This is a genomic window from Streptomyces yamdrokensis (assembly GCF_053890455.1).
The window spans coordinates 3302808-3319628 of sequence record NZ_CM132679.1; the positions used below are offsets into that span (position 1 = coordinate 3302808).

Here is a 16821-nt window from a genome sequence, read left to right on the forward strand (position 1 = left end):
TCATGAGCACCCAGCAGCTCCCCGTCGTCGTCATCGGAGCCGGCCCCGCCGGACTCGCCGCCGCCGCCCACCTCGTCGAGCGCGGCATCGAGCCCCTCGTTCTGGAAGCAGGCGGCAGTGCCGGCGCGGCCGTCCGCGAGTGGAGCCACGTGCGCCTGTTCTCCACCTGGGGCGAGGTCGTCGACCCGGCCGCCGAGAAGCTCCTCGCCCCGACCGGCTGGACCAGGCCCGACCCGGCGACGTACCCGTCCGGCGGGGACTGGACGGAGCAGTACCTGCAGCCCCTCGCCGATGTCCTCGGAGACCGTGTCCGCACCGGCGTCACGGTCACCGGCGTCTCCCGGGCCGGCCGTGACCGGATCGTCGACGCCGACCGCGAGACCCAGCCCTTCGTCGTGCATGTCGCCTACGCCGACGGCCGCGAGGAGCGGATCTTCGCCCGCACGGTGATCGATGCCTCCGGCACCTGGACCACACCGTCCCCGGCCGGCGGCAGCGGACTGCCCGCGCTCGGCGAGAAGGCGGCGGCCGACCGGATCACCTACCGCGTCCCGGACCTGAAGGACCCCGCCGTCCGCGCCCGCTACGCGGGCAGGCGCACCGCCGTGATCGGCTCCGGTGCCTCCGCCTTCACCGCGCTGGCCTACCTCGCCGACCTGGCCAAGTCCGACGACGGCACGGGCACGCACGCGGTGTGGATCCTGCGCCGAGGCATCTCCGGCTCCACCTTCGGCGGCGGCACCGCCGACCAGCTGCCCGCCCGCGGCGCGCTGGGCCTGGCGGCGAAGGCCGCCGTCGACGACGGCCACGCCGACGCGGTCACGGGCTTCCGCGCCGAGGTGTTCGAACGCGACGGCGACGGTCGTCTGGTGCTGGTGGGCGAGGACGGACGGCGGCTGGAGCCGGTGGACGAGGTGATCGTGCTGACCGGGTTCCGCCCCGACCTGTCCTTCCTGTCCGAGGTCCGCCTGAACCTGGACGAGCGCCTCCAGGCCCCGGTCGAGCTGGCCCCGCTGATCGACCCCAACCAGCACTCCTGCGGCACCGTCTACCCGCACGGCCACCGCGAGCTGTCCCACCCCGAGCAGGGCGTCTACCTGGTCGGCATGAAGTCCTACGGCCGCGCCCCGACCTTCCTCGCCATGACCGGCTACGAGCAGGTCCGCTCCGTCGCCGCGGCGATCGCCGGAGACCTCGACGCCGCCGACCGCGTCGAACTCACCCTCCCCGACACCGGAGTCTGCGGCGGCGCGGGCCTGTTCGACGCCCCCGAGGCCCAGCAGGCCGACGGCGGCGGCTGCTGCGCCGCGCCGGAGCCCCAGCTCGTCCAGCTCGGCGCGCCTGCGGCAGCGGCAGCGGCTGTGGCAGCGGCTGTGGCCGTCGAGGAGGCTCCGGCGGGCGGCTGCTGCGGCTCGTGACCGACCTCGACACCCGGGACAGCGGGGCCGCGACCGGAACAGGGGACCGGTCGCGGCCCCGCGCCGCCCTGCCCGCCCTCTGTGTCACGCAGGTCACCAGCTGGGGCATCGTCTACTACGCCTTCCCCGTCCTGAACCCCCAGATCACCGCCGGCACCGGGTGGTCCACGGGTATGACCACGGCCGCGTTCTCGGCGGCACTCCTCGTCTCGGCCTTCGCCGGCATCCGTGTGGGCCGCCTGCTCGATCACCGCGGGCCGCGCACCATCATGACCACCGGCTCGGTGCTCGGCACCCTGAGCCTCCTGGTCGTGGCCGCCGCCCCCCACATCGCCGTCTTCGCGGCCGGGTGGCTACTCGCCGGACTCGCCATGGCGGCCACCTTCTATCAGCCCGCCTTTGCCGCCCTCACCCGCTGGTGGGCCCCCGACCACCTGCGCGCCCTGACCATCGTGACCCTCGCCGGCGGCCTCGCCTCCACCGTCTTCGCCCCCGTGACCGCTGCCCTCGCCGGCCACATGTCCTGGCGCATGACCTACGTGGTGCTGGCCGCGGTCCTGGCCGCGATCACGATCCCGGCACACGCCTTGGCCCTGAGAGCACCCTGGCCGGATGCGCCACCGCCGCCCGCCCACGTCGAGCAGGGGTCTGTCCAGGCCGAGCACACCCGCCCCTTCTGGATGCTGGCCGCAGCGCTGACCCTCTCGTCGTTCGCGATGTACGCCGTCGTCATCGCCCTGGTCCCGCTGCTGCTCGAACGGGGCTGCACGACCGCCCAGGCCGCCTGGGCGCTCGGCCTCGGCGGCGCCGGCCAGACGCTGGGCCGCACCCTGTACGCCGCCCTCGCCCGCCGCACCCGCCCGACCGCCCGCACGACCGCCCTGATCGCACTCGGCGGCGTCACCACAGCCGCCCTGGCGCTCGCCCCCGGCCCGTACGCCCTGCTGGTCGTCCTGTCGATCGCGGCCGGAACGGTCCGAGGCAACCTCACCCTGCTCCAGGCCACCGCGGTGGCCGACCACTGGGGTACCACCCACTACGGCCGGCTGTCCGGCCTCCTCGCCGCCCCCGCCACAGCGGCCGCCGCACTGGCACCGTTCGCCGGAGCCGCACTCGCCCTGCCCATGGGCGGATACCCGCAGATGTTCGGCGTACTGGCCGGCCTGTCCCTGCTGGCCTCCGTCATCGCCCTCGGCATCACCGTGCGCCCCCGCCCCGCTCGCTGAACGGGCCGAGCTCCGGAAGGCGAACGGACGCGGCACGACGAATGTCGGGACTCCCGTCAGTTCTTTCTGCACAGGCCATCATCTTCTGACCTGCGGTACTGGTGAGCGGGGGTTCACTCGATCGCATGGAGAGTCCGACGTTCCGTCGAGATTCCTGACGGTCCGCCGCTATCCATGACGCATGGTCGTTCGCAGTGAGCTGAGGCGTCGGTTCAGCCTCCGCAACGCGGGAACGCCGCCGAGGCCCGCGGCCGGCGACGTCGCGGCCAAATGACGTTCCCCGCCCGGGACCGCCGTCCTCAATATGGGGTTCTTCCCTCATTGGCACAGGTCCAGCGCTATTTTCGTGGGATGACACAGCCGACGCCGATCGATCACCCGATCTCCAAGCTCTCGTTCTTCCTCCGCCATACGGCGGCGTGGAAGCGGGAAGTGCGGGAGAACGCGGAGACGACGAAGGAGGGGCTGAGCCGACCGGGAGTGTTGACGGACGCGGACGTCGCCCGGATCAAGCGCGTCTACACCGAGCAGCAGGAGGACCTGGCGCTGTTCGAGGCTCAGTCCGCGCGCTGGGCGGCTCTGCCGAACCTGAGCGGCACGCGCCGCAGCGGCCTGGCGGAACTGGACGGCAACCTCGCCGAACTCCGGCGTATCAACGCACAGATCCTCGACATGGCGGCGCTGCTGGAACGCGCGACCCTGGAACAGCAGATGAGCGCCCCGGATGTGGAATGGGGAATCGCGGCCCTACGCGGAGAGATGTCACGTATGTGACCGATGTCTGGCTGGAGCGTGGTCAGCCTGCACAGACGACGATGCCCGGAACGCGGAAGCGTTCCGGGCATCATGCGTGAGCGGCAGGGTTACCGGGTGAGCCGCAGGTCCCAGCCGTCGTCGGTGCGGACCAGGGTGGGGATGTAGGTGGCGGGGGCGGGGCGCCCAGCCTCTTCCCATTGCCTCAGCCAGTCGCGCAGGACGGTCAGGGACGGGGAGTCGGGGGCGTCGGCGAGGATCGTGCCGTCCTGCTGGAGGACGGCGGCCGTCGTGGTGGTGGTGTGGCCGATCGCCCACAGGTCCGGGCTCAGGCCGGCCATGGTGAGGCGGTGGTCTGCGCGGATGGCGGCGAAGGTCCGCCAGGACGGCAGGTCGATCTCCGCGCCCGTGTACGGCTCGGTGTGGGCATCCTTCAGCAGCCGCTCCAGCGCGGTGCGGGCACCGGTGTGGAGGTGGTCGTCCTCGCCTCGCCAGGCGATGGAGATCCAGGAGGGGGCGGGGACGCGGTTCTCCCAGTCGATCCACCGGCCGGGCAGGTCGAGGTTGTCCTTGGGCGAGCTGGTCGCCTCGATGTACCCGCCGGTGAACACCTCCTCGACCACCGGCTCGCCGCCGGTGACGCGGATCTTGGCGACGACGGTCATGTTGGGCACGGCCGCGATCGGCAGCGGGGCGACGATGAGGCCGCCGTCGACGACCTGGTCCACCCACGCCTGGGGCAACCGTGGCGGGGTGCACCAGGCCACCATTCGGTCGTACGGGGCCCGCTCGGGGAATCCGCCGACGCCGTCGGCGGCGTGGCAGCGGACATGGTCCACGCCGCGCTGATGGTGGATGAGGCCCGCCCAACGGGTCAGGTAGGTGTCGATGTCGAGGCTGGTCACCTTGCCCGTGGGGCCGACGAGTTCGGCGAGCAGGCCGCCGGAGTAGCCGGAGCCGGTGCCGAACTCCACGACGTTCATGCCCGTCTCGACACCCAGGGTGGTCAGTTCGCGGTGGATGACGGCCGGGTTGGAGCGGTGCGGGGTGGCGCCGCGGCCTTCGTGGTGGGTGTAGTGGCGCTCGGGGACGGTCTCGGCGGCCAGGGCGACGGCGGACATCGGCTCACTCCTTCAAGGGGTACGGGTACACGCATTCGGTCAACTGCTCCGGGCGGGTGAAGGACACGGCGCCCGGTGACGCGGTCAGATGGTCAGTGCGGTGTGGTGGTGCCAGCCCGCTTCGGTGTATTCGCCGACCGGACCGCGGCCGGGTAGTTCGGCCCAGGCGTGGTACTCGACCGGCGGCGGGGCGAACCGGGCCCCCAGGCACCAGTTCAGGCGCCGCCCCATGAGTGCGGCGGCCAGTACCGCGCCGAGGGAGGTCTCCATGCAGGCGGCGCGGCCGGGCCACAGGTGGCCGGTGTGCCGGACCGCTTCGACCAGCGCCGCGGCCCGCTCCGGGGCGAGCGGCCGGCGTCCCGCCCGCCGGACCCAACGCACCATGCGGACGGTGTGCCGGAAGGGCAGCCGCAGCAGAACCAGGGCCAGCGCGAGACCGGCGGCCGCGGCCAGGCGTTCGGGGAAGGTCCCGGTGCGGACGGTGGAGTACGCCTCCATGCTCGTCACCGCCACCACCCCCACCCACGGCTCCGGGACGCCGGTTCCGCGACGGCGAGGCCCTGCGCGGTCAGCGCGTCGGCGACCGTACGGACGTCCGCACTGGCCCGCCCGGCGGGGATGCCGTAGCGCTCCGCGTACTGCCCGGCGGCCTCCTCCTCGGTGGTGCCGGCGAGTAGGAGCATCACGGCGGCGGACGCGGTCGAGGTCAGGTGCGTCCAGCGGCCCGTGCGCTCGTCGAGGATCGCGCCGCCCTCGTCGGTCAGGACCGGGTGGGCGCTCTCACGCAGCTGCCACACGGGAGTTCACCTCCCACCAGGCCGGGGCGGCGGTGTCGAGCTGCCGCAGCCAGACCTCCGTGGAGACCGCGAGGTGCAGGGCGCCCTGGGCGGTGGGCTGTCCGGCAGCTGCCCGGTTCAGCATCCGCGCCACCGGCTTCTCGGTGACCAGTCCGACGGCGGCCAGCCGCGAGGACGGCCCGAGGAGATCGAGAAGGACGGGGGCGTTCTCCCGTAGGCCCGCGTACGCGAGGGCGTTGAAGCCGCCCTTCGTGGTCCGGGCGAGCACGAAGGGCGGGAGTACCCCGGCCCCGGTGAACGCCGTGTTCAGCAGCGGTTTGTAGCGGCCGGGGGCGCCGCGCTGGTCGGCGGGGACGGCCAGGCAGGCCCGGATCACCTCGTTGTCGAGATACGGGGCGACCAGGTCGATGCCGTACCCGGCGGACGCGATCTCACGCCAGCCGGTGGTGTCGGCGCCGAGACGGGCCAGGTCCTGCCGGCCCGACCACGCGGCGAGGCGTGCGGGCGCGTCGTCCGACTGGTCGGCGGCGGCGTCGAGGGCGGCGGCGAGCTGGTGGCGGACGTCGGGGCTCATCCAGTCGGCCGTGGCCAGCAGCGGCGTCCATGACACCGGACGGGACGCCTGCGGCATCCACTCCCGTACGGGGCCGCGCAGTTCGGCGGCTGTCTGCCGCCACGCGCCAGCAAGACCGGTACGGGAGGCGGGACGGGCCCGCCCGAGCACCGACCAGGCGGAGGTGTGCCGCAGCCGGGCGTGGCCGAGCGCGTGCCGCCAGGCCCGGCGGTGCTGGTGTTCGCGCAGCAGGTCGGCGAGGTAGGAGGAGGGGGCGGACAGCACCGCGTCCCCGGCCGAACCGGTCAGGTGCAGACCGGGGGCCGGGTGGTGGGCGGCCACGGTGTCCAGCACGGCCCGCTTGACTGATGCGGTCACTGCGTACGCGTTGGGCGCATCGGTCACCGGCAGTGTGCTCAGGTCGTCCAGGCCGTCGTAGTAGACGGTGTGCGCGGTGCCGGGCACCGCGTGGTGGGCCAGGTTCGGCACCGCCGCAGCGGTGCGGGTCGCGTACGGGAGGTCGTCGTCGCGCAGGCGTTCGTCGGCGAACGTCACGGCGGAGACCGGGCCGCGCTCGGCGGCGAGGCAGGTCAGCGTGGTGGAGTCGAGTCCGGCCAGGTCGGCGCTGACCGGGCGTCCGTCGAGGCGGGTGGCGACGGCTTCGCCGAGTGCGGCCCGTACCGTTGCCGCGGCGACCGGCAGATCCACGCTCTCGTACGCGGCCGGCTCGAACCGCACCGTTCGGGCGCCCGTGGGGTCGGCCAGCAGCAGGTGCCCGCCCGGCACCCGGTTGACGCACCGCATGAGGCTGCGCTGCCCAAGGACGTCGGGCTGGGCGAGGGCGAGGTGCGCGGCGAGCGCGGTGGGGTCGACGGGAGCCCTGTCGAGGGCGGCCAGCGCCAGCGCGGACGTTGCCCACCACACCGTGCCGCCGTGGCTTCGCCAGTACACCGGGTGTTGCCCGGCCAGATCACCGAGCACGGCCAGCGTCGGCCCGTTGCGGGCGACGGCCAGGTATGAGCCGGGCCACCGGGTCAGCTCCCGCCACCGCCTGGCCCGCACCGCCGGGAGCCGCGCGGCGAGCTGGTCGTCGTCGGCCCCGCAGTCCCCGATCACGGCCAGCGACACCGGCCCGTCACTCACCGACCGCACCCGCCGGGTGGGCCAGCCCGCCGTCCATGCCGCCTCGACGCCGGGCACCGGGTGCCCGCCCCGGGGCCGTCTGGCCTCATCTCCGCCTCCGTACCGTCCCGCGCTCCACCGCATCGCCGCCGTCTCCTTCACTCGTCGTCGTGCCTCGTCAGGAACCGAAAAGAGCGCCGGGCCCGCCCGTCTGTGCCCCAGCACAGGTATGGCGGACCCGGCGCCCCCTGGGCCGGGCCGGACGAAGTGGCGTGCACCCCGTCCGGCCCGGCGGACCCGAAGGTCAGGCGTTCTTGTACTGGGTGTCGTCGGCGGTGTCGAAGTTCTGGGTGCCCAGCGTCACCTCGACGACGTCGCCGGCGTCCAGCACGATGGGCGCTTGGTAGGCGGTGGGGGTCTGCGTGGTGTGCTCCATGGCGGATCCTCCTTCGTGTCCCGTCCCTGGCGTCCGGGAGCGGACGTGCAGTGAACGGCCGTGCCTATCCCGGCAGTTCGGCGGCCCCAAGAATCCGGTCTGCCGTGCTGCCGGGCATGACCAACAGTCAACCGGCGGTGACCCTTCGTCGGTACGGTTGGGAAGCACGGATGGGTATACGAGGTATACGGGGGCGGTCATGACCCAGCGCTTACCGAACGCCAGGCTGCGGGACGCCGTCGCGGAATCGGGGTGGACCTATGCGGCGCTCGCCCACGCGGTCCGCCAGGTCGCGGCCGAGATGGGCGAATCGCTGCGGACGAACAAGTCGGCGGTGGACCACTGGATCGCCGGGGCGATGCCCTCGGGGCAGACCGGCCGCTACCTGACCATCGCCCTGTCCCGCCGCCTGGGGCGCACGTTGACCCCGGAGGATCTGGGCCTGCCGGTCCCGGCCGGTTGGGAGAATGACAGCATCGGACTGTCCCTCGGTGATGACCCGCTGGAGGCCCTGATGCCGATCTGGAGGGGTGACTTGGACCGCCGACGCTTCCTGTCCGGCGCCGCGTACTCGGTCGCGGCCGCCGTGCTGCCACTGGAACACGTCACCGACATCGCCTCCCGCGCGGCCAAGGCCCGCACCGGCGCCCGGGTCGGGCACGCGGACGTCGCCGCGGTGCGCGACATGGTCGCGATGTTCGCGGTGATGGACGAACGCCACGGCGGCCAGCACGGCCGATCCGCTCTCGTGCAGTACCTGATGTCGGACGTCGCGGCCCTGTGCCGGGGCCGGTTCAGCTCCGAGGACGACCACCGTCACATGCTGTCCGCCGCCGCCGTCGGTGTTCACCAGGCCGGGTGGCGGGCTTACGACGGCGGGGAACAGGGCCTCGCGCAGAGGTATTACCTCCAGTCGTACGCCCTGGCCCACGAGTCCCAGATCACTGGGCATGCCGCGTTCGTCATGAGGACGATGTCCCAGCAGGGCATGAGGCTGCACCGGCCCGAGCACTGCCTGGCCCTAGCCGCCTCCGCCGTCGACAAGGTCCACGGGCGGGTCGACACCCAGACCGAGGCGTTGTTCGCCGTCACCCACGCCCACGCCCTCGCCAAGGCGGGCCAGCGGCAGGAGGCCGTGCGGGAGGTCGAGCGCGCCCGCACCGCCCTGAGCTCGGCGAAGGGCGATGACGTGCCGTTCTGGGCGCTGTCGTGGGGGCCGCCTGCGGCTACCGTGCACAGTCGGACGGCGAAGGTCTTCGAGACGCTCGGCGATCGGCGCCGGGCCGCGGCGATGTACGGGGCGGCGGCGACGAGCCGGCCGCCGGGCACCTACGCGCGGATCGTCGCCCTCGACCTGGTCGCGCAGGCCGAGATGCAGGCCGCCGAGGGCAGCATCGAGCAGGCGTGCGCCACCTGGGGCCGGGCCATCGACCACATGGACGGCGTCCAGTCCGGGCGGACCCGCAAGGCCGTGGGCAACATGCGCCGTGACCTGTCCCGCTTCCGCACCCGCGGCCTGCGATGCGCCGCCGAACTCGACGAACGCGCCCGCGACTTCCTCAGCGACCGCCGCTGACCCCCACACCCCGGGCCGGGGACAGGAAGTGACGGACCCGGCCCGGCTCCAGACCGCCCCCGCCGGGGCCCGCTACGGTGACCGAGCCCCGCCCGACCACTCGTGACCTGGAAGAACGCCCTTGATCTACGACCCCCCAGTACCGTGCGAAGGGTGCCCCCGTCCTCGGGGTTCCCCATGGCACCCCGGGCCCCTTCGGCGTCCACCGCTGCGAGAGAGGCGGACGAACCGCAGGACAAACACGCGGCTGCTGTCACCTCAGCAGGCAGTGTCAGGGGCCGACCAGCGCGGTGATGAGCTTGCGGGCGGCCGCCTTGGTCAGCCGCCCCAGAGCCGCCTGCGTCTTCTCCTCGGCGCCGCGCGGAGCGGCACCGGTGCCCTTGACCGCCTTGTTGAACGCGGTGTCGAACCGCTCGCGCCCGGCCTTGGCGACGAGGGTGCTCAGGTACTTCAGCTGGGCCGGGGTGGCCGGGTCCTTCTTCGACTGAGCGGCGCGTTCGCGCCGGTCAGCGTACGCAGCGTCGTTCTCCGCCTTGCGCTTCTTCTCCGCCGCCTCGCTGCGGTCCATCACGTGCACGGTCTCCACCCAGCCCTCGCCGGGCTTACCGGTGACCGCCTCCCACAGCGCGTTCGCGGTCAGCGCCGACTCGTCCACACCTTCGGTCAGGCCGGGCCCGGTCAGGGCCACCCAGCCGCTGCCCGCGCGCACGACGGTGAACCCGGCCGGCTCGGCGTGCTCGGTCACCCAGTTCAGCCCGCACCCACAATGACCATCGTGGTAGCGGCGCCACTTCGTGCCCAGCGCTTCGTACACGAGCTTGTCGCCGTAGTGCTTGGTATCCCGCGTGAATCCCGACACCGGCACAGTCTCCCACCGCGGCGGCGTTGGTCGCAGCCCTCTGTCACTCGTACGGGTTGCGGCCTGGCCGCGGGTTCGGCGGGCCAGGACGAACCCGGGCCCGCCCCGCTACCGTTGCGGACGCACTACCCGCGAGTTCGGCTACGAACCCCCTTCGGAAAGCTCGAACCCACGGCCTTTCGCCGTGGTCAGACGTACGCGCAGCCATTCGGGACGGTCACTTGGAGCCGTACCGGTTCATCGATGCAGGGACCCGGCCGCAAAGCCGGGCGTACGCCCACTCCATGACGTCCATCCGCCACGACGCGTGGCGGTGATCGAGAATCCGCAAATCGGCGATGCTCCCGGCGGTGTGCCCCATGGAGTGGCGGCGGCCGAGCATTCCCTCCGCCGCGCACGCTGCTGCTGCGACCCGTGGCGAATCGGCCCGCAGCCGCTTCTCCCGGCGCGCGGCGCATACCTCCGCCGAGCCCCTGGCCTGCGCGCCATCACCTATGACACTGCCCTCCTGACACTGCTCTCCGCGGAGCCCACCGTGCCCCCTCATCGCGGACGGCCCCGTCGTCTCCACCACTCAGCACGGTGGGCTCGCGCCGGAGCCCCTCCAACGTTCGAGAACGGCTCCTGCCGCCATGGCCTGTACGTCGCCGGGAGCCGTGTCCGCGAACGCCCGATCACCGTCGGCGGCACGACGCACTACACGCCGCTGCCCGTGGAAGAACTCGAGCGCCGCGAGTCGAAGCGGACCCGCTTCCACCACCGGCTGACCATCCCCTGCCGGGTGAAGAACCACACCCTGCGCATCCGGGTCGACGAACCCCCGGAGGACCCGGAGACCGGTCCCTCGACCAAGCGGCAGCGCTTCAACCGCACCGAGCACCTGCGGCAGATCCCGCCGGACACCCACGCCGGCCGCCGCCCCAAGGGCTTCCGCCAGGACAGCGAGCCCCCGCCTTCGCGCTTCGACCAGAGCCACCCTCACAAGAGAGTCCCCGCCTACGGGGCAAACGCGGCCCTGCTGATCTGCATCGGCTATGCCTGGCTGAGCAACTCCGTCGCCCGAACCAAGCTCGCCCACGCGCTCGCAGGCTGAGCCGGTACGCACATCTCTCCGTCCTCGCATCAGGCACCACCCGCTACACTGACCGCGATGGCTGCGCCCTCACGGGCTGCCACCACAGCCTGTCGTAAAGCAAGCCTGAGCGGTCCGCCCACCCTGGCAGACTTTTCGGACACGTTTTCCGACAGATCCCCGCCTTCGTAGCTCAGGGGATAGAGCACCGCTCTCCTAAAGCGGGTGTCGCAGGTTCGAATCCTGCCGGGGGCACAGAGAAACACCAGGTCAGAGACCCTTCCGTCCAGCGAACGGGAGGGCCTCTGTGCTTGCAGCACACATATGGCACACATGCCGTGCGCGCGGATGGTGGGGAGCTGTGCACGATGCCCGTCGAAGATGAACTGGCCCGGCGCCGGTACGAGAAGTTGCTCGACCGCCTTGGGTCGCTGATGCAGGCCACCCTCAAACCCGAGTACCAGGGCTACTACGGACAGCTGGTCCTGAGCGGCAACGATCTTGCAGAGATGGGCGAGCTCAAGGACGTCCGGCGTGCCGCTCGGGAGGCGGGGCGCCGTCTCGGCTGGAAGCCGGCCACCAGGCTTGTCGGGGACCAGCTCTTCGTCCTCGACGAGCGCGGGGTGCCCGAGGAGATCCAGCAGCTCGCCGAAAACGCGGCGGCCGAGGCGATGGACCGGGCCAGGCGGGAGCATCCGTGAGCCCGGTGATCCTGCCCGAGCCCGCCGCGGTACTGGCTAACACCGACTGGGGCGCCCTGGAACACGCCTACGGGACGGCAGAGGACACTCCCGCGCAGCTCGTCGCGCTCTTGACCGACGACCAACACACGAGATCCCAGGCCCTGGACCACCTGCACCACGTGGTGCACCACCAGAACACCCTCTACGCCGCGACGGTCCCGGCCGCGCTCTACGTGGCCGCCATCCTCCTCGACCCGCGCACCGCCCTGCCGGTCGACAAGAAGCCCCACGACTTCTCTGGGCCGATGCGTGCCGAACTGCTGGGGTGGCTGAACTCAGTGGCCGACGCCGCCGACGACCAGGCCGAGGCGACGATGCGCCGCTTCGGTTTCCCACCCGAGGACCACCCCCCGTTCGTCCGGACCCGCGAGATCCGCCCGCTGCTCTTCTCCGCCGTCTCCGCCTGCTTCGACGACCACGATCCACAGTCCGTGAAGCGGCCCTCGCCGCCTGCGTCCCCCTGCTGGACGACCCTTGCCTGCGCCACCATCGGACGGCCACGGCCCCGCTGTTGAGGGAGACGCTGGCCGTCAGCGCCCTGTGGCAGTACCAGGAGCGGGCCGTCGAGGCCCTCTCCGCGTGGGGCGAGGACACGACGGGCCTGGAAGTCCGACGGAACCCGTTCGCGGTGTGCGACGCGCCGACCGCGACGTCGTCGTCGGCCGGATGGGATCTCGCGCCGGGTGACGTCGCAGACCTCCCGTTCTGAGCGGCGAGCCCTCACCGGTGCGGTGTTCCGGCTTCATCGGTTCCTGTGCCTCGGCACAGATCAGGCACACATCATGCTGTGGCGTCCTCCAGGACCGCCACCGCCTCGGCAGCCTTGCGGGCCTTCCTCTCCGCTTTCGCCAGTTCAGCCTTCGCCTTGGCCAACTGCTTGGCACGGCGCTTGTGCATCTTCTTCGAAACCTCATCGAGGCGGTCGGGGAAGAGGTGTCCGTACGTGTCCAGTGAAGTTCCCCCGCGAACTGGACAGCGGGTGTTTACGCTGCCGGGGCGAGGTTCTGCCTGAGCAGGGATCTCGTTTCGAGCGGGGTGACGTACCCGTAGTCGGGGTGCCGACGGAGCCGGCTGCGGTTGTACTCGACCTCGACGTGGCGGAAAACGTCGGCCCGGGCGGCCTCGCGGGTCTCCCACATGGTCGTCCCGATCTCCGCTTTCAGGATGGCGAACCAGCTTTCCGCGGCGGCGTTATCGTAACAAGAGCCGACGCGCCCCATCGACTGCCTCATGCGCAACTTGCGTATTTCGGTGCGGAATTCGTCACTCGTGTACTCGCTGCCGCGATCCGTGTGCATGACGCAACCGTGCTCCAGGCCGCCACGCCCGGCCGCCATCCGCAAGGCGGCGACCGGCAGCTCGGCGCGGTGGTGATCGGCCATCGCCCAGCCGACCACCACCCGCGTCGCGAGATCGATACAGGTCACCAGATACAACTTCCCTTCCCACGTGCCCAGTTCAGTCATGTCGCCGACCAGGCGCACCCCGGGCCGGGGCGCGGTGAAGTCCCGGCCGATCAGGTCGGGCGCGAACACCGCCCGCTTCGCCTGCCGGGTCAGACCCCGACGCCGACGGCGGGTGATCCCGACGATCCGGTGCTTGCGCATCAGCCGCTCGACCCTCTTGGAGTTCACCACCCGCCCGGCCGCCGCAGGGCGGCGTGGATCCGCAGGGCCCCGTAGGCACCGCGAGATCCGGCGTGAAGCACCCGGATCCCGCCCACCAGCACCTCCTCGGCCCGCTCCCGCACCGTCCGGGCCGGCCGTGACACCCGGTGCGCGTAGTAGGCGGAACGGGGCACTCCCAGCACACGGCACAGAAACGCAACGCTGTGACCTGCAGGATTACCCTCCGATGCCCTCTCCGCACCGATGAAACGACACCGTGCCGCGGTGTCTACCTCATCTTGTCCTGAGCGAAGAAGGCGGTCGCTTTTCCCAGAACCTCGATCATGGCCTCCTGCTCGCGGACCTTCCGCCGCAGCCGGACCAACTCCTCACGCTCCGCAGTGGTCAAAGCCCCGGCGGGCCCCTCACCGCGGTCGACCCTCGCCTGCTTCACCCACCCGCGCAGCCCTTCCGGACTCACGCCCAGATCCCTCGCGACCTCGGTGACCGTCTTCTCCGAGGACAACACCAAGGCGACCGCGTCCCGCTTGAACTCGGCCGTGTACCGCTTGCTCATATTGCTCTTGCTACTCACTGCCTGTGACTGCTTCCTCCGGGACCATCCGTCCCAGTATCAAACTGTCCGGCCGGCGGGGGGAACCTCAGTTCCGGGCTCCACCGCTCGTCAAGACCTGCCTGGACGGCGGCCCACAGCTCGGGGTCCTGGCTGATCTTCAGGGGCTTGGGGCGGGGACGGCGGTCATCCGCGCGGGCCTGGGCGGCGAAGGGACGGTACTGGCCGTTGACGGGATGCCGGTTGCGGCGGATCTCCCGGCTGACGGTGGAGGGACTGCGGCCCAGTTCGGCGGCGATCGCCCGGATCGTCGCCTTTTCCAGGAGCCGGTCGGCGATGTAGATCCGGTCGGCTTCCCGCAGGTACCGGGACACACCAGAAGGCGGCAGAACCGGTCTGGCCGGTGGCGCCGCCTTCTGCCGGCCGGAGGGGTTCCGGCCGTTGCGCCATCGCTTTCCCGTGCGGAGGTTGATGCCGACGACCCTGGCCGCCTCCGTGTAACTCACGCCTTGCTGCACGAGCCGGAAGTATTCCTCCCGCTCACGGGTCGACTTCCTACGACCCTGAGCCACCGACCGGGTCTGGCGGATCTCGAACATCGCACCCCTTGAACTGGGGTGTTGCGACGATCGCTAGAACCCAAGCTTGGTCCGGGGCCTTTTGGCAGTTCGGTTTCAAGCGGCGTGCGGGGTGAAGGTGACACGGGAGTCGCCCTCGTCGATGGCCAGGTTCAGGGTGCCATCCAGGGCCTTGGCCAGGCGGCGCAGCAGCGGAAGCGTCGGCACGGTGTCGCCGCCCTCCATCCGAGACACCTGAGGCTGCGTCATCCCAGCCCGCTCGGCCAGCTCGGCCTGGGACAGGCCGAGCTCGATCCGACGGTCGTAGACCGCCTGCCCGAGGTCGCCAGCCAGCCGCGCGTCGACGTACTCCTGGTCGTACTCCACCGCCTCACCCGCAAGCTGCCGGGCCCGGCGCGTCCTCCACGTGCTGTGATTCATCAGCTCTCCTTGCGCCGCTCGTAGGTGTACTGGGCATGACCATGCTCGGCCTCGCAGACCTTCTGGGCCTGGTGCGCACGCTCGACTTCCGCCGCCTCACGCATCCGCGTCTTGCGGAACACCGTCAGCAGAACGATCCGCTGCCCGGGAGCGAGCCAGTACGGGATGCGCACGGCCTCGCCGTCCAGCTCGAAGCGCAGCTCACGCAGCTTGCCGCCCAGGTGCCGCGAGTACGGCTCACCGAGCGTCGTCGGCTCGTCCAGCAGACGGTCCGTCTTGTCCTCCACTCGCCGGTAGAGGCGAAACGAAAGCAGCTCCAGCCAATCCCGCACCTCGGGTTCGATCTCGATCTCCCACCGCTCCGTCATGCAATCAACGGTATATACCTCCAATTGCATAGCGCAAGCCTCCACGGCCCTCCGCGACCTGCGACAAGAGGCCTCCCTGCAGTCGGCCCGGAACGGATTCAGCACACATGAGGCCGGGAAGCCTCGCGAACACATGAGAACTACGGAGGGGTGTTTTCCCAGGCCAGGCACCCTGAGACCGCTGTTTCCGCAGGCCACAGCCCCGCCTAGGGAAAACTCCTAAAGCGGGTGTCGCAGGTTCGAATCCTGCCGGGGGCACAGCGCATTACGCCGCTGACCTGGGGTTTACCTCCCAGGGAGGCGCTCTACTCGGCCTCGGACTCCTCGTCCGGGGCCGTTTGCGTGAGCGGTGCGGGCGGGCAACGGTTCGGGCCGGGACCGACCGCATCCGAGCGGGCGAGCGTGAGCAGATCAGGCCGCGGGGCCGGAAGCCCACGGCGGAGCCGAAGCCGGACCCACCGCCACTGCCGGAAGCCAGGCCTTTCCGACCGGGTCAGCACTCGGCGGACGAGGTCTCGGCGTTCGCGGCAGAGCTGTTGGAGGCCGGCTTCTCGGTGTCGGTACGGCCGAAGCGGTAGCGGAGCCGGCGGCTCGGCGGAGTAGGCCGCTGAACCGGGTCCCACCCCGCCGAGCGCACTACGCCGTGGCGCGTGCTTCCTGCCAGCGAGCGGCATTCTCCTTGTCGAGAGGGTAGGACGCCTCAGCCGGGTAGGTGGATTCGGGGTCGGTGGCCCGCTCGAACTTCATCGGCCAGTTGCCGCGACCGTAGTGCGCGTGCAGGTGCCGGGTGAAGGCAGCCAGGGCGCCCCTGATCTGACCGCGGTCGAGGTTGATGCCCTCGACGAGGACGGTGGTGCTGTACGCGCGCTCCGGTTCAGCGGCGAGGAAGTCCAGCATGGCCGCAACGCGCTGGATCGACGGCAGATCCGTGGCGATGAGCGACCCGGGGTTCTCGGTCCACTCCTCCACCGGCCAGCTTCCGTCCGGCTCGGCCCCCTGGGTCCCGCCGGGCAGTGGGCTGCTCATCTCGCCCTCCTCCAGGTCCAGTTCGGCAAGCAGGGCGTAGACACGAGTGACGTGCTGAGCAGGGACGGGCACGGGGATGAACTGCTGGTCATGGGACACGACTCCCCCAGACTCCGGGGCCGTGGGGGCATCTCCCGACCCGTGGGGCATCAGAATCGACATCGACGAGGAGGCGCCGGCTTCCTCATCACCAACAGCGACGACGCCCGCATCGTCTTCGTCGATGTCGTGCACGAGGGAGGCCCTGAAGCCCTCGCCGGAGCCAAAGCCGACGGCCAGTTCATCGCCGATACCCGCACCTGCGTCGATCTCCTTTGGGACGCGGGTGATCGAGCTCGCGCCCAACTCATCCGCGCGCAAACTCCTCGGCGCCGCACCCGGGGTGGCCGGCTTCGTCTCAGAAACCGTGCGGAAATGTGATGTCCACAACGACACCCACTTCTCACTGCCCGCGCGGGGCATGGCAGGCGCCAACAAGAACGGCCGGATTGGGACGGCTGTGAGGGCATCGCGCATCAGGCCTGTTGGTCAGCTGACATCATGCTTCATCCAAGAAGACACGGGACCGCGAG

Annotated in this window: 21 protein-coding genes, 1 tRNA gene and 1 pseudogene; 10 read left to right on the forward strand and 13 right to left on the reverse strand. The window is 71.2% G+C overall.

All coding sequences use genetic code 11. The features are described 5' to 3' along the window. Positions 1–2 precede the first annotated feature (2 nt). The 3 genes from ACWZEH_RS14355 (at position 3) to ACWZEH_RS14365 (ending at position 3418) form a co-directional block, all read left to right on the forward strand. Positions 3–1418, forward strand: a complete 1416-nt coding sequence (locus ACWZEH_RS14355) for an NAD(P)-binding domain-containing protein (protein WP_456198677.1) — start codon at positions 3–5, stop codon at positions 1416–1418. Next, positions 1415–2644, forward strand: coding sequence for an MFS transporter (locus tag ACWZEH_RS14360; RefSeq protein WP_456198678.1), 1230 nt, complete (start codon positions 1415–1417; stop codon positions 2642–2644). The genes ACWZEH_RS14355 and ACWZEH_RS14360 overlap by 4 nt, the downstream gene beginning before the upstream one ends. A 351-nt stretch (positions 2645–2995) precedes the next feature. Further along, positions 2996–3418, forward strand: coding sequence for a hypothetical protein (locus tag ACWZEH_RS14365; protein WP_456198680.1), 423 nt, complete (start codon positions 2996–2998; stop codon positions 3416–3418). An 89-nt stretch (positions 3419–3507) separates the two neighbouring features. Here the strand turns inward: ACWZEH_RS14365 and ACWZEH_RS14370 are convergent, their stop codons facing one another. From ACWZEH_RS14370 to ACWZEH_RS14390, 5 genes are all read right to left on the reverse strand, one after another. After that, positions 3508–4518 (reverse strand): protein-L-isoaspartate O-methyltransferase family protein, encoded by a 1011-nt coding sequence (locus ACWZEH_RS14370; RefSeq protein ID WP_456198682.1) that lies wholly within the window; start codon positions 4516–4518, stop codon positions 3508–3510. Positions 4519–4602: 84 nt separating this feature from the next. Next, positions 4603–5016, reverse strand: coding sequence for a lasso peptide biosynthesis B2 protein (locus tag ACWZEH_RS14375; protein WP_456199597.1), 414 nt, complete (start codon positions 5014–5016; stop codon positions 4603–4605). Between the two features lie 5 nt (positions 5017–5021). After that, positions 5022–5315 carry a PqqD family peptide modification chaperone gene (locus ACWZEH_RS14380; RefSeq protein WP_456198683.1) on the reverse strand — a complete coding sequence of 98 codons (294 nt, stop codon included), beginning with the start codon at positions 5313–5315 and terminating at the stop codon, positions 5022–5024. Beyond that, positions 5299–7134: an albusnodin/ikarugamycin family macrolactam cyclase gene (locus tag ACWZEH_RS14385; RefSeq protein ID WP_456198684.1), complete on the reverse strand. Its 1836-nt coding sequence runs from the start codon at positions 7132–7134 to the stop codon at positions 5299–5301. Before ACWZEH_RS14385 ends, ACWZEH_RS14380 begins: the two co-directional genes overlap by 17 nt. A 160-nt stretch (positions 7135–7294) precedes the next feature. Beyond that, positions 7295–7426, reverse strand: a complete 132-nt coding sequence (locus ACWZEH_RS14390; protein WP_456198685.1) for a lasso RiPP family leader peptide-containing protein — start codon at positions 7424–7426, stop codon at positions 7295–7297. A gap of 199 nt (positions 7427–7625) precedes the next feature. On the opposite strand from ACWZEH_RS14390, the gene ACWZEH_RS14395 reads away from it, so the two are divergent. Further along, positions 7626–9002, forward strand: coding sequence for an NsdA family TPR-like regulatory protein (locus ACWZEH_RS14395; RefSeq protein WP_456198686.1), 1377 nt, complete (start codon positions 7626–7628; stop codon positions 9000–9002). 271 nt (positions 9003–9273) lie between these two features. Here the strand turns inward: ACWZEH_RS14395 and ACWZEH_RS14400 are convergent, their stop codons facing one another. Further along, complete coding sequence (locus ACWZEH_RS14400) at positions 9274–9861, reverse strand: hypothetical protein (RefSeq protein ID WP_456198687.1); 588 nt, start codon at positions 9859–9861, stop codon at positions 9274–9276. 712 nt (positions 9862–10573) lie between these two features. Here ACWZEH_RS14400 and ACWZEH_RS14405 point away from each other — a divergent pair. The 5 genes from ACWZEH_RS14405 to ACWZEH_RS14425 all read left to right on the forward strand — a co-directional run bounded on the left by ACWZEH_RS14405 (position 10574) and on the right by ACWZEH_RS14425 (position 12385). Beyond that, positions 10574–10954 carry a hypothetical protein gene (locus ACWZEH_RS14405; protein ID WP_456198689.1) on the forward strand — a complete coding sequence of 127 codons (381 nt, stop codon included), beginning with the start codon at positions 10574–10576 and terminating at the stop codon, positions 10952–10954. Positions 10955–11115: 161 nt separating this feature from the next. After that, a tRNA-Arg gene (locus tag ACWZEH_RS14410) sits at positions 11116–11188 on the forward strand. A 113-nt stretch (positions 11189–11301) separates the two neighbouring features. Next, positions 11302–11634 carry a hypothetical protein gene (locus tag ACWZEH_RS14415; protein WP_456198690.1) on the forward strand — a complete coding sequence of 111 codons (333 nt, stop codon included), beginning with the start codon at positions 11302–11304 and terminating at the stop codon, positions 11632–11634. Continuing rightward, positions 11631–12191: a hypothetical protein gene (locus ACWZEH_RS14420; protein WP_456198691.1), complete on the forward strand. Its 561-nt coding sequence runs from the start codon at positions 11631–11633 to the stop codon at positions 12189–12191. The genes ACWZEH_RS14415 and ACWZEH_RS14420 overlap by 4 nt, the downstream gene beginning before the upstream one ends. Further along, positions 12188–12385, forward strand: coding sequence for a hypothetical protein (locus tag ACWZEH_RS14425; protein WP_456198693.1), 198 nt, complete (start codon positions 12188–12190; stop codon positions 12383–12385). Before ACWZEH_RS14420 ends, ACWZEH_RS14425 begins: the two co-directional genes overlap by 4 nt. 274 nt (positions 12386–12659) lie before the next feature. Here ACWZEH_RS14425 and ACWZEH_RS14430 read toward each other — a convergent pair whose 3' ends face one another. The 7 genes and pseudogenes from ACWZEH_RS14430 to ACWZEH_RS14460 all read right to left on the reverse strand — a co-directional run bounded on the left by ACWZEH_RS14430 (position 12660) and on the right by ACWZEH_RS14460 (position 16348). Further along, the gene (locus tag ACWZEH_RS14430) at positions 12660–13370 is read right to left on the reverse strand and encodes an IS3 family transposase (RefSeq protein WP_456199599.1); all 711 of its coding nucleotides are present in this window, start codon (positions 13368–13370) and stop codon (positions 12660–12662) included. Next, entirely contained in the window at positions 13307–13486 is a 180-nt protein-coding gene (locus ACWZEH_RS14435) for a hypothetical protein (protein WP_456200051.1), read from the reverse strand. The genes ACWZEH_RS14430 and ACWZEH_RS14435 overlap by 64 nt, the downstream gene beginning before the upstream one ends. Before the next feature lie 86 nt (positions 13487–13572). After that, complete coding sequence (locus ACWZEH_RS14440) at positions 13573–13860, reverse strand: transposase (RefSeq protein WP_456198695.1); 288 nt, start codon at positions 13858–13860, stop codon at positions 13573–13575. 89 nt (positions 13861–13949) lie between these two features. Continuing rightward, a pseudogene (locus ACWZEH_RS14445) lies at positions 13950–14456 on the reverse strand (transposase); the annotation flags it as partial. A 75-nt stretch (positions 14457–14531) separates the two neighbouring features. After that, positions 14532–14855: a helix-turn-helix domain-containing protein gene (locus ACWZEH_RS14450; RefSeq protein WP_055593799.1), complete on the reverse strand. Its 324-nt coding sequence runs from the start codon at positions 14853–14855 to the stop codon at positions 14532–14534. After that, positions 14855–15223, reverse strand: a complete 369-nt coding sequence (locus ACWZEH_RS14455) for a type II toxin-antitoxin system RelE/ParE family toxin (protein WP_266079422.1) — start codon at positions 15221–15223, stop codon at positions 14855–14857. The genes ACWZEH_RS14450 and ACWZEH_RS14455 overlap by 1 nt, the downstream gene beginning before the upstream one ends. Before the next feature lie 636 nt (positions 15224–15859). After that, a complete protein-coding gene (locus ACWZEH_RS14460; protein ID WP_456198697.1) occupies positions 15860–16348 on the reverse strand; it encodes a hypothetical protein in 489 nt (162 codons plus the stop codon). Positions 16349–16390: 42 nt separating this feature from the next. On the opposite strand from ACWZEH_RS14460, the gene ACWZEH_RS14465 reads away from it, so the two are divergent. After that, positions 16391–16669 carry a hypothetical protein gene (locus ACWZEH_RS14465; RefSeq protein ID WP_456198698.1) on the forward strand — a complete coding sequence of 93 codons (279 nt, stop codon included), beginning with the start codon at positions 16391–16393 and terminating at the stop codon, positions 16667–16669. The last annotated feature ends 152 nt before the right edge of the window (positions 16670–16821 follow it).

What these genes read in the sequence shown, in the direction of transcription:
- ACWZEH_RS14355 (WP_456198677.1), top strand. Translation starts at nt 3, where the DNA reads ATGAGCACCCAGCAGCTCCCCGTCGTCGTCATCGGAGCCGGCCCCGCC.
- ACWZEH_RS14365 (WP_456198680.1), top strand. Translation starts at nt 2,996, where the DNA reads ATGACACAGCCGACGCCGATCGATCACCCGATCTCCAAGCTCTCGTTC.
- ACWZEH_RS14370 (WP_456198682.1), bottom strand. Translation starts at nt 4,518, where the DNA reads ATGTCCGCCGTCGCCCTGGCCGCCGAGACCGTCCCCGAGCGCCACTAC.
- ACWZEH_RS14375 (WP_456199597.1), bottom strand. Translation starts at nt 5,016, where the DNA reads ATGGAGGCGTACTCCACCGTCCGCACCGGGACCTTCCCCGAACGCCTG.
- ACWZEH_RS14385 (WP_456198684.1), bottom strand. Translation starts at nt 7,134, where the DNA reads ATGCGGTGGAGCGCGGGACGGTACGGAGGCGGAGATGAGGCCAGACGG.
- ACWZEH_RS14390 (WP_456198685.1), bottom strand. Translation starts at nt 7,426, where the DNA reads ATGGAGCACACCACGCAGACCCCCACCGCCTACCAAGCGCCCATCGTG.
- ACWZEH_RS14395 (WP_456198686.1), top strand. Translation starts at nt 7,626, where the DNA reads ATGACCCAGCGCTTACCGAACGCCAGGCTGCGGGACGCCGTCGCGGAA.
- ACWZEH_RS14415 (WP_456198690.1), top strand. Translation starts at nt 11,302, where the DNA reads ATGCCCGTCGAAGATGAACTGGCCCGGCGCCGGTACGAGAAGTTGCTC.
- ACWZEH_RS14440 (WP_456198695.1), bottom strand. Translation starts at nt 13,860, where the DNA reads ATGAGCAAGCGGTACACGGCCGAGTTCAAGCGGGACGCGGTCGCCTTG.
- ACWZEH_RS14450 (WP_055593799.1), bottom strand. Translation starts at nt 14,855, where the DNA reads ATGAATCACAGCACGTGGAGGACGCGCCGGGCCCGGCAGCTTGCGGGT.
- ACWZEH_RS14455 (WP_266079422.1), bottom strand. Translation starts at nt 15,223, where the DNA reads ATGACGGAGCGGTGGGAGATCGAGATCGAACCCGAGGTGCGGGATTGG.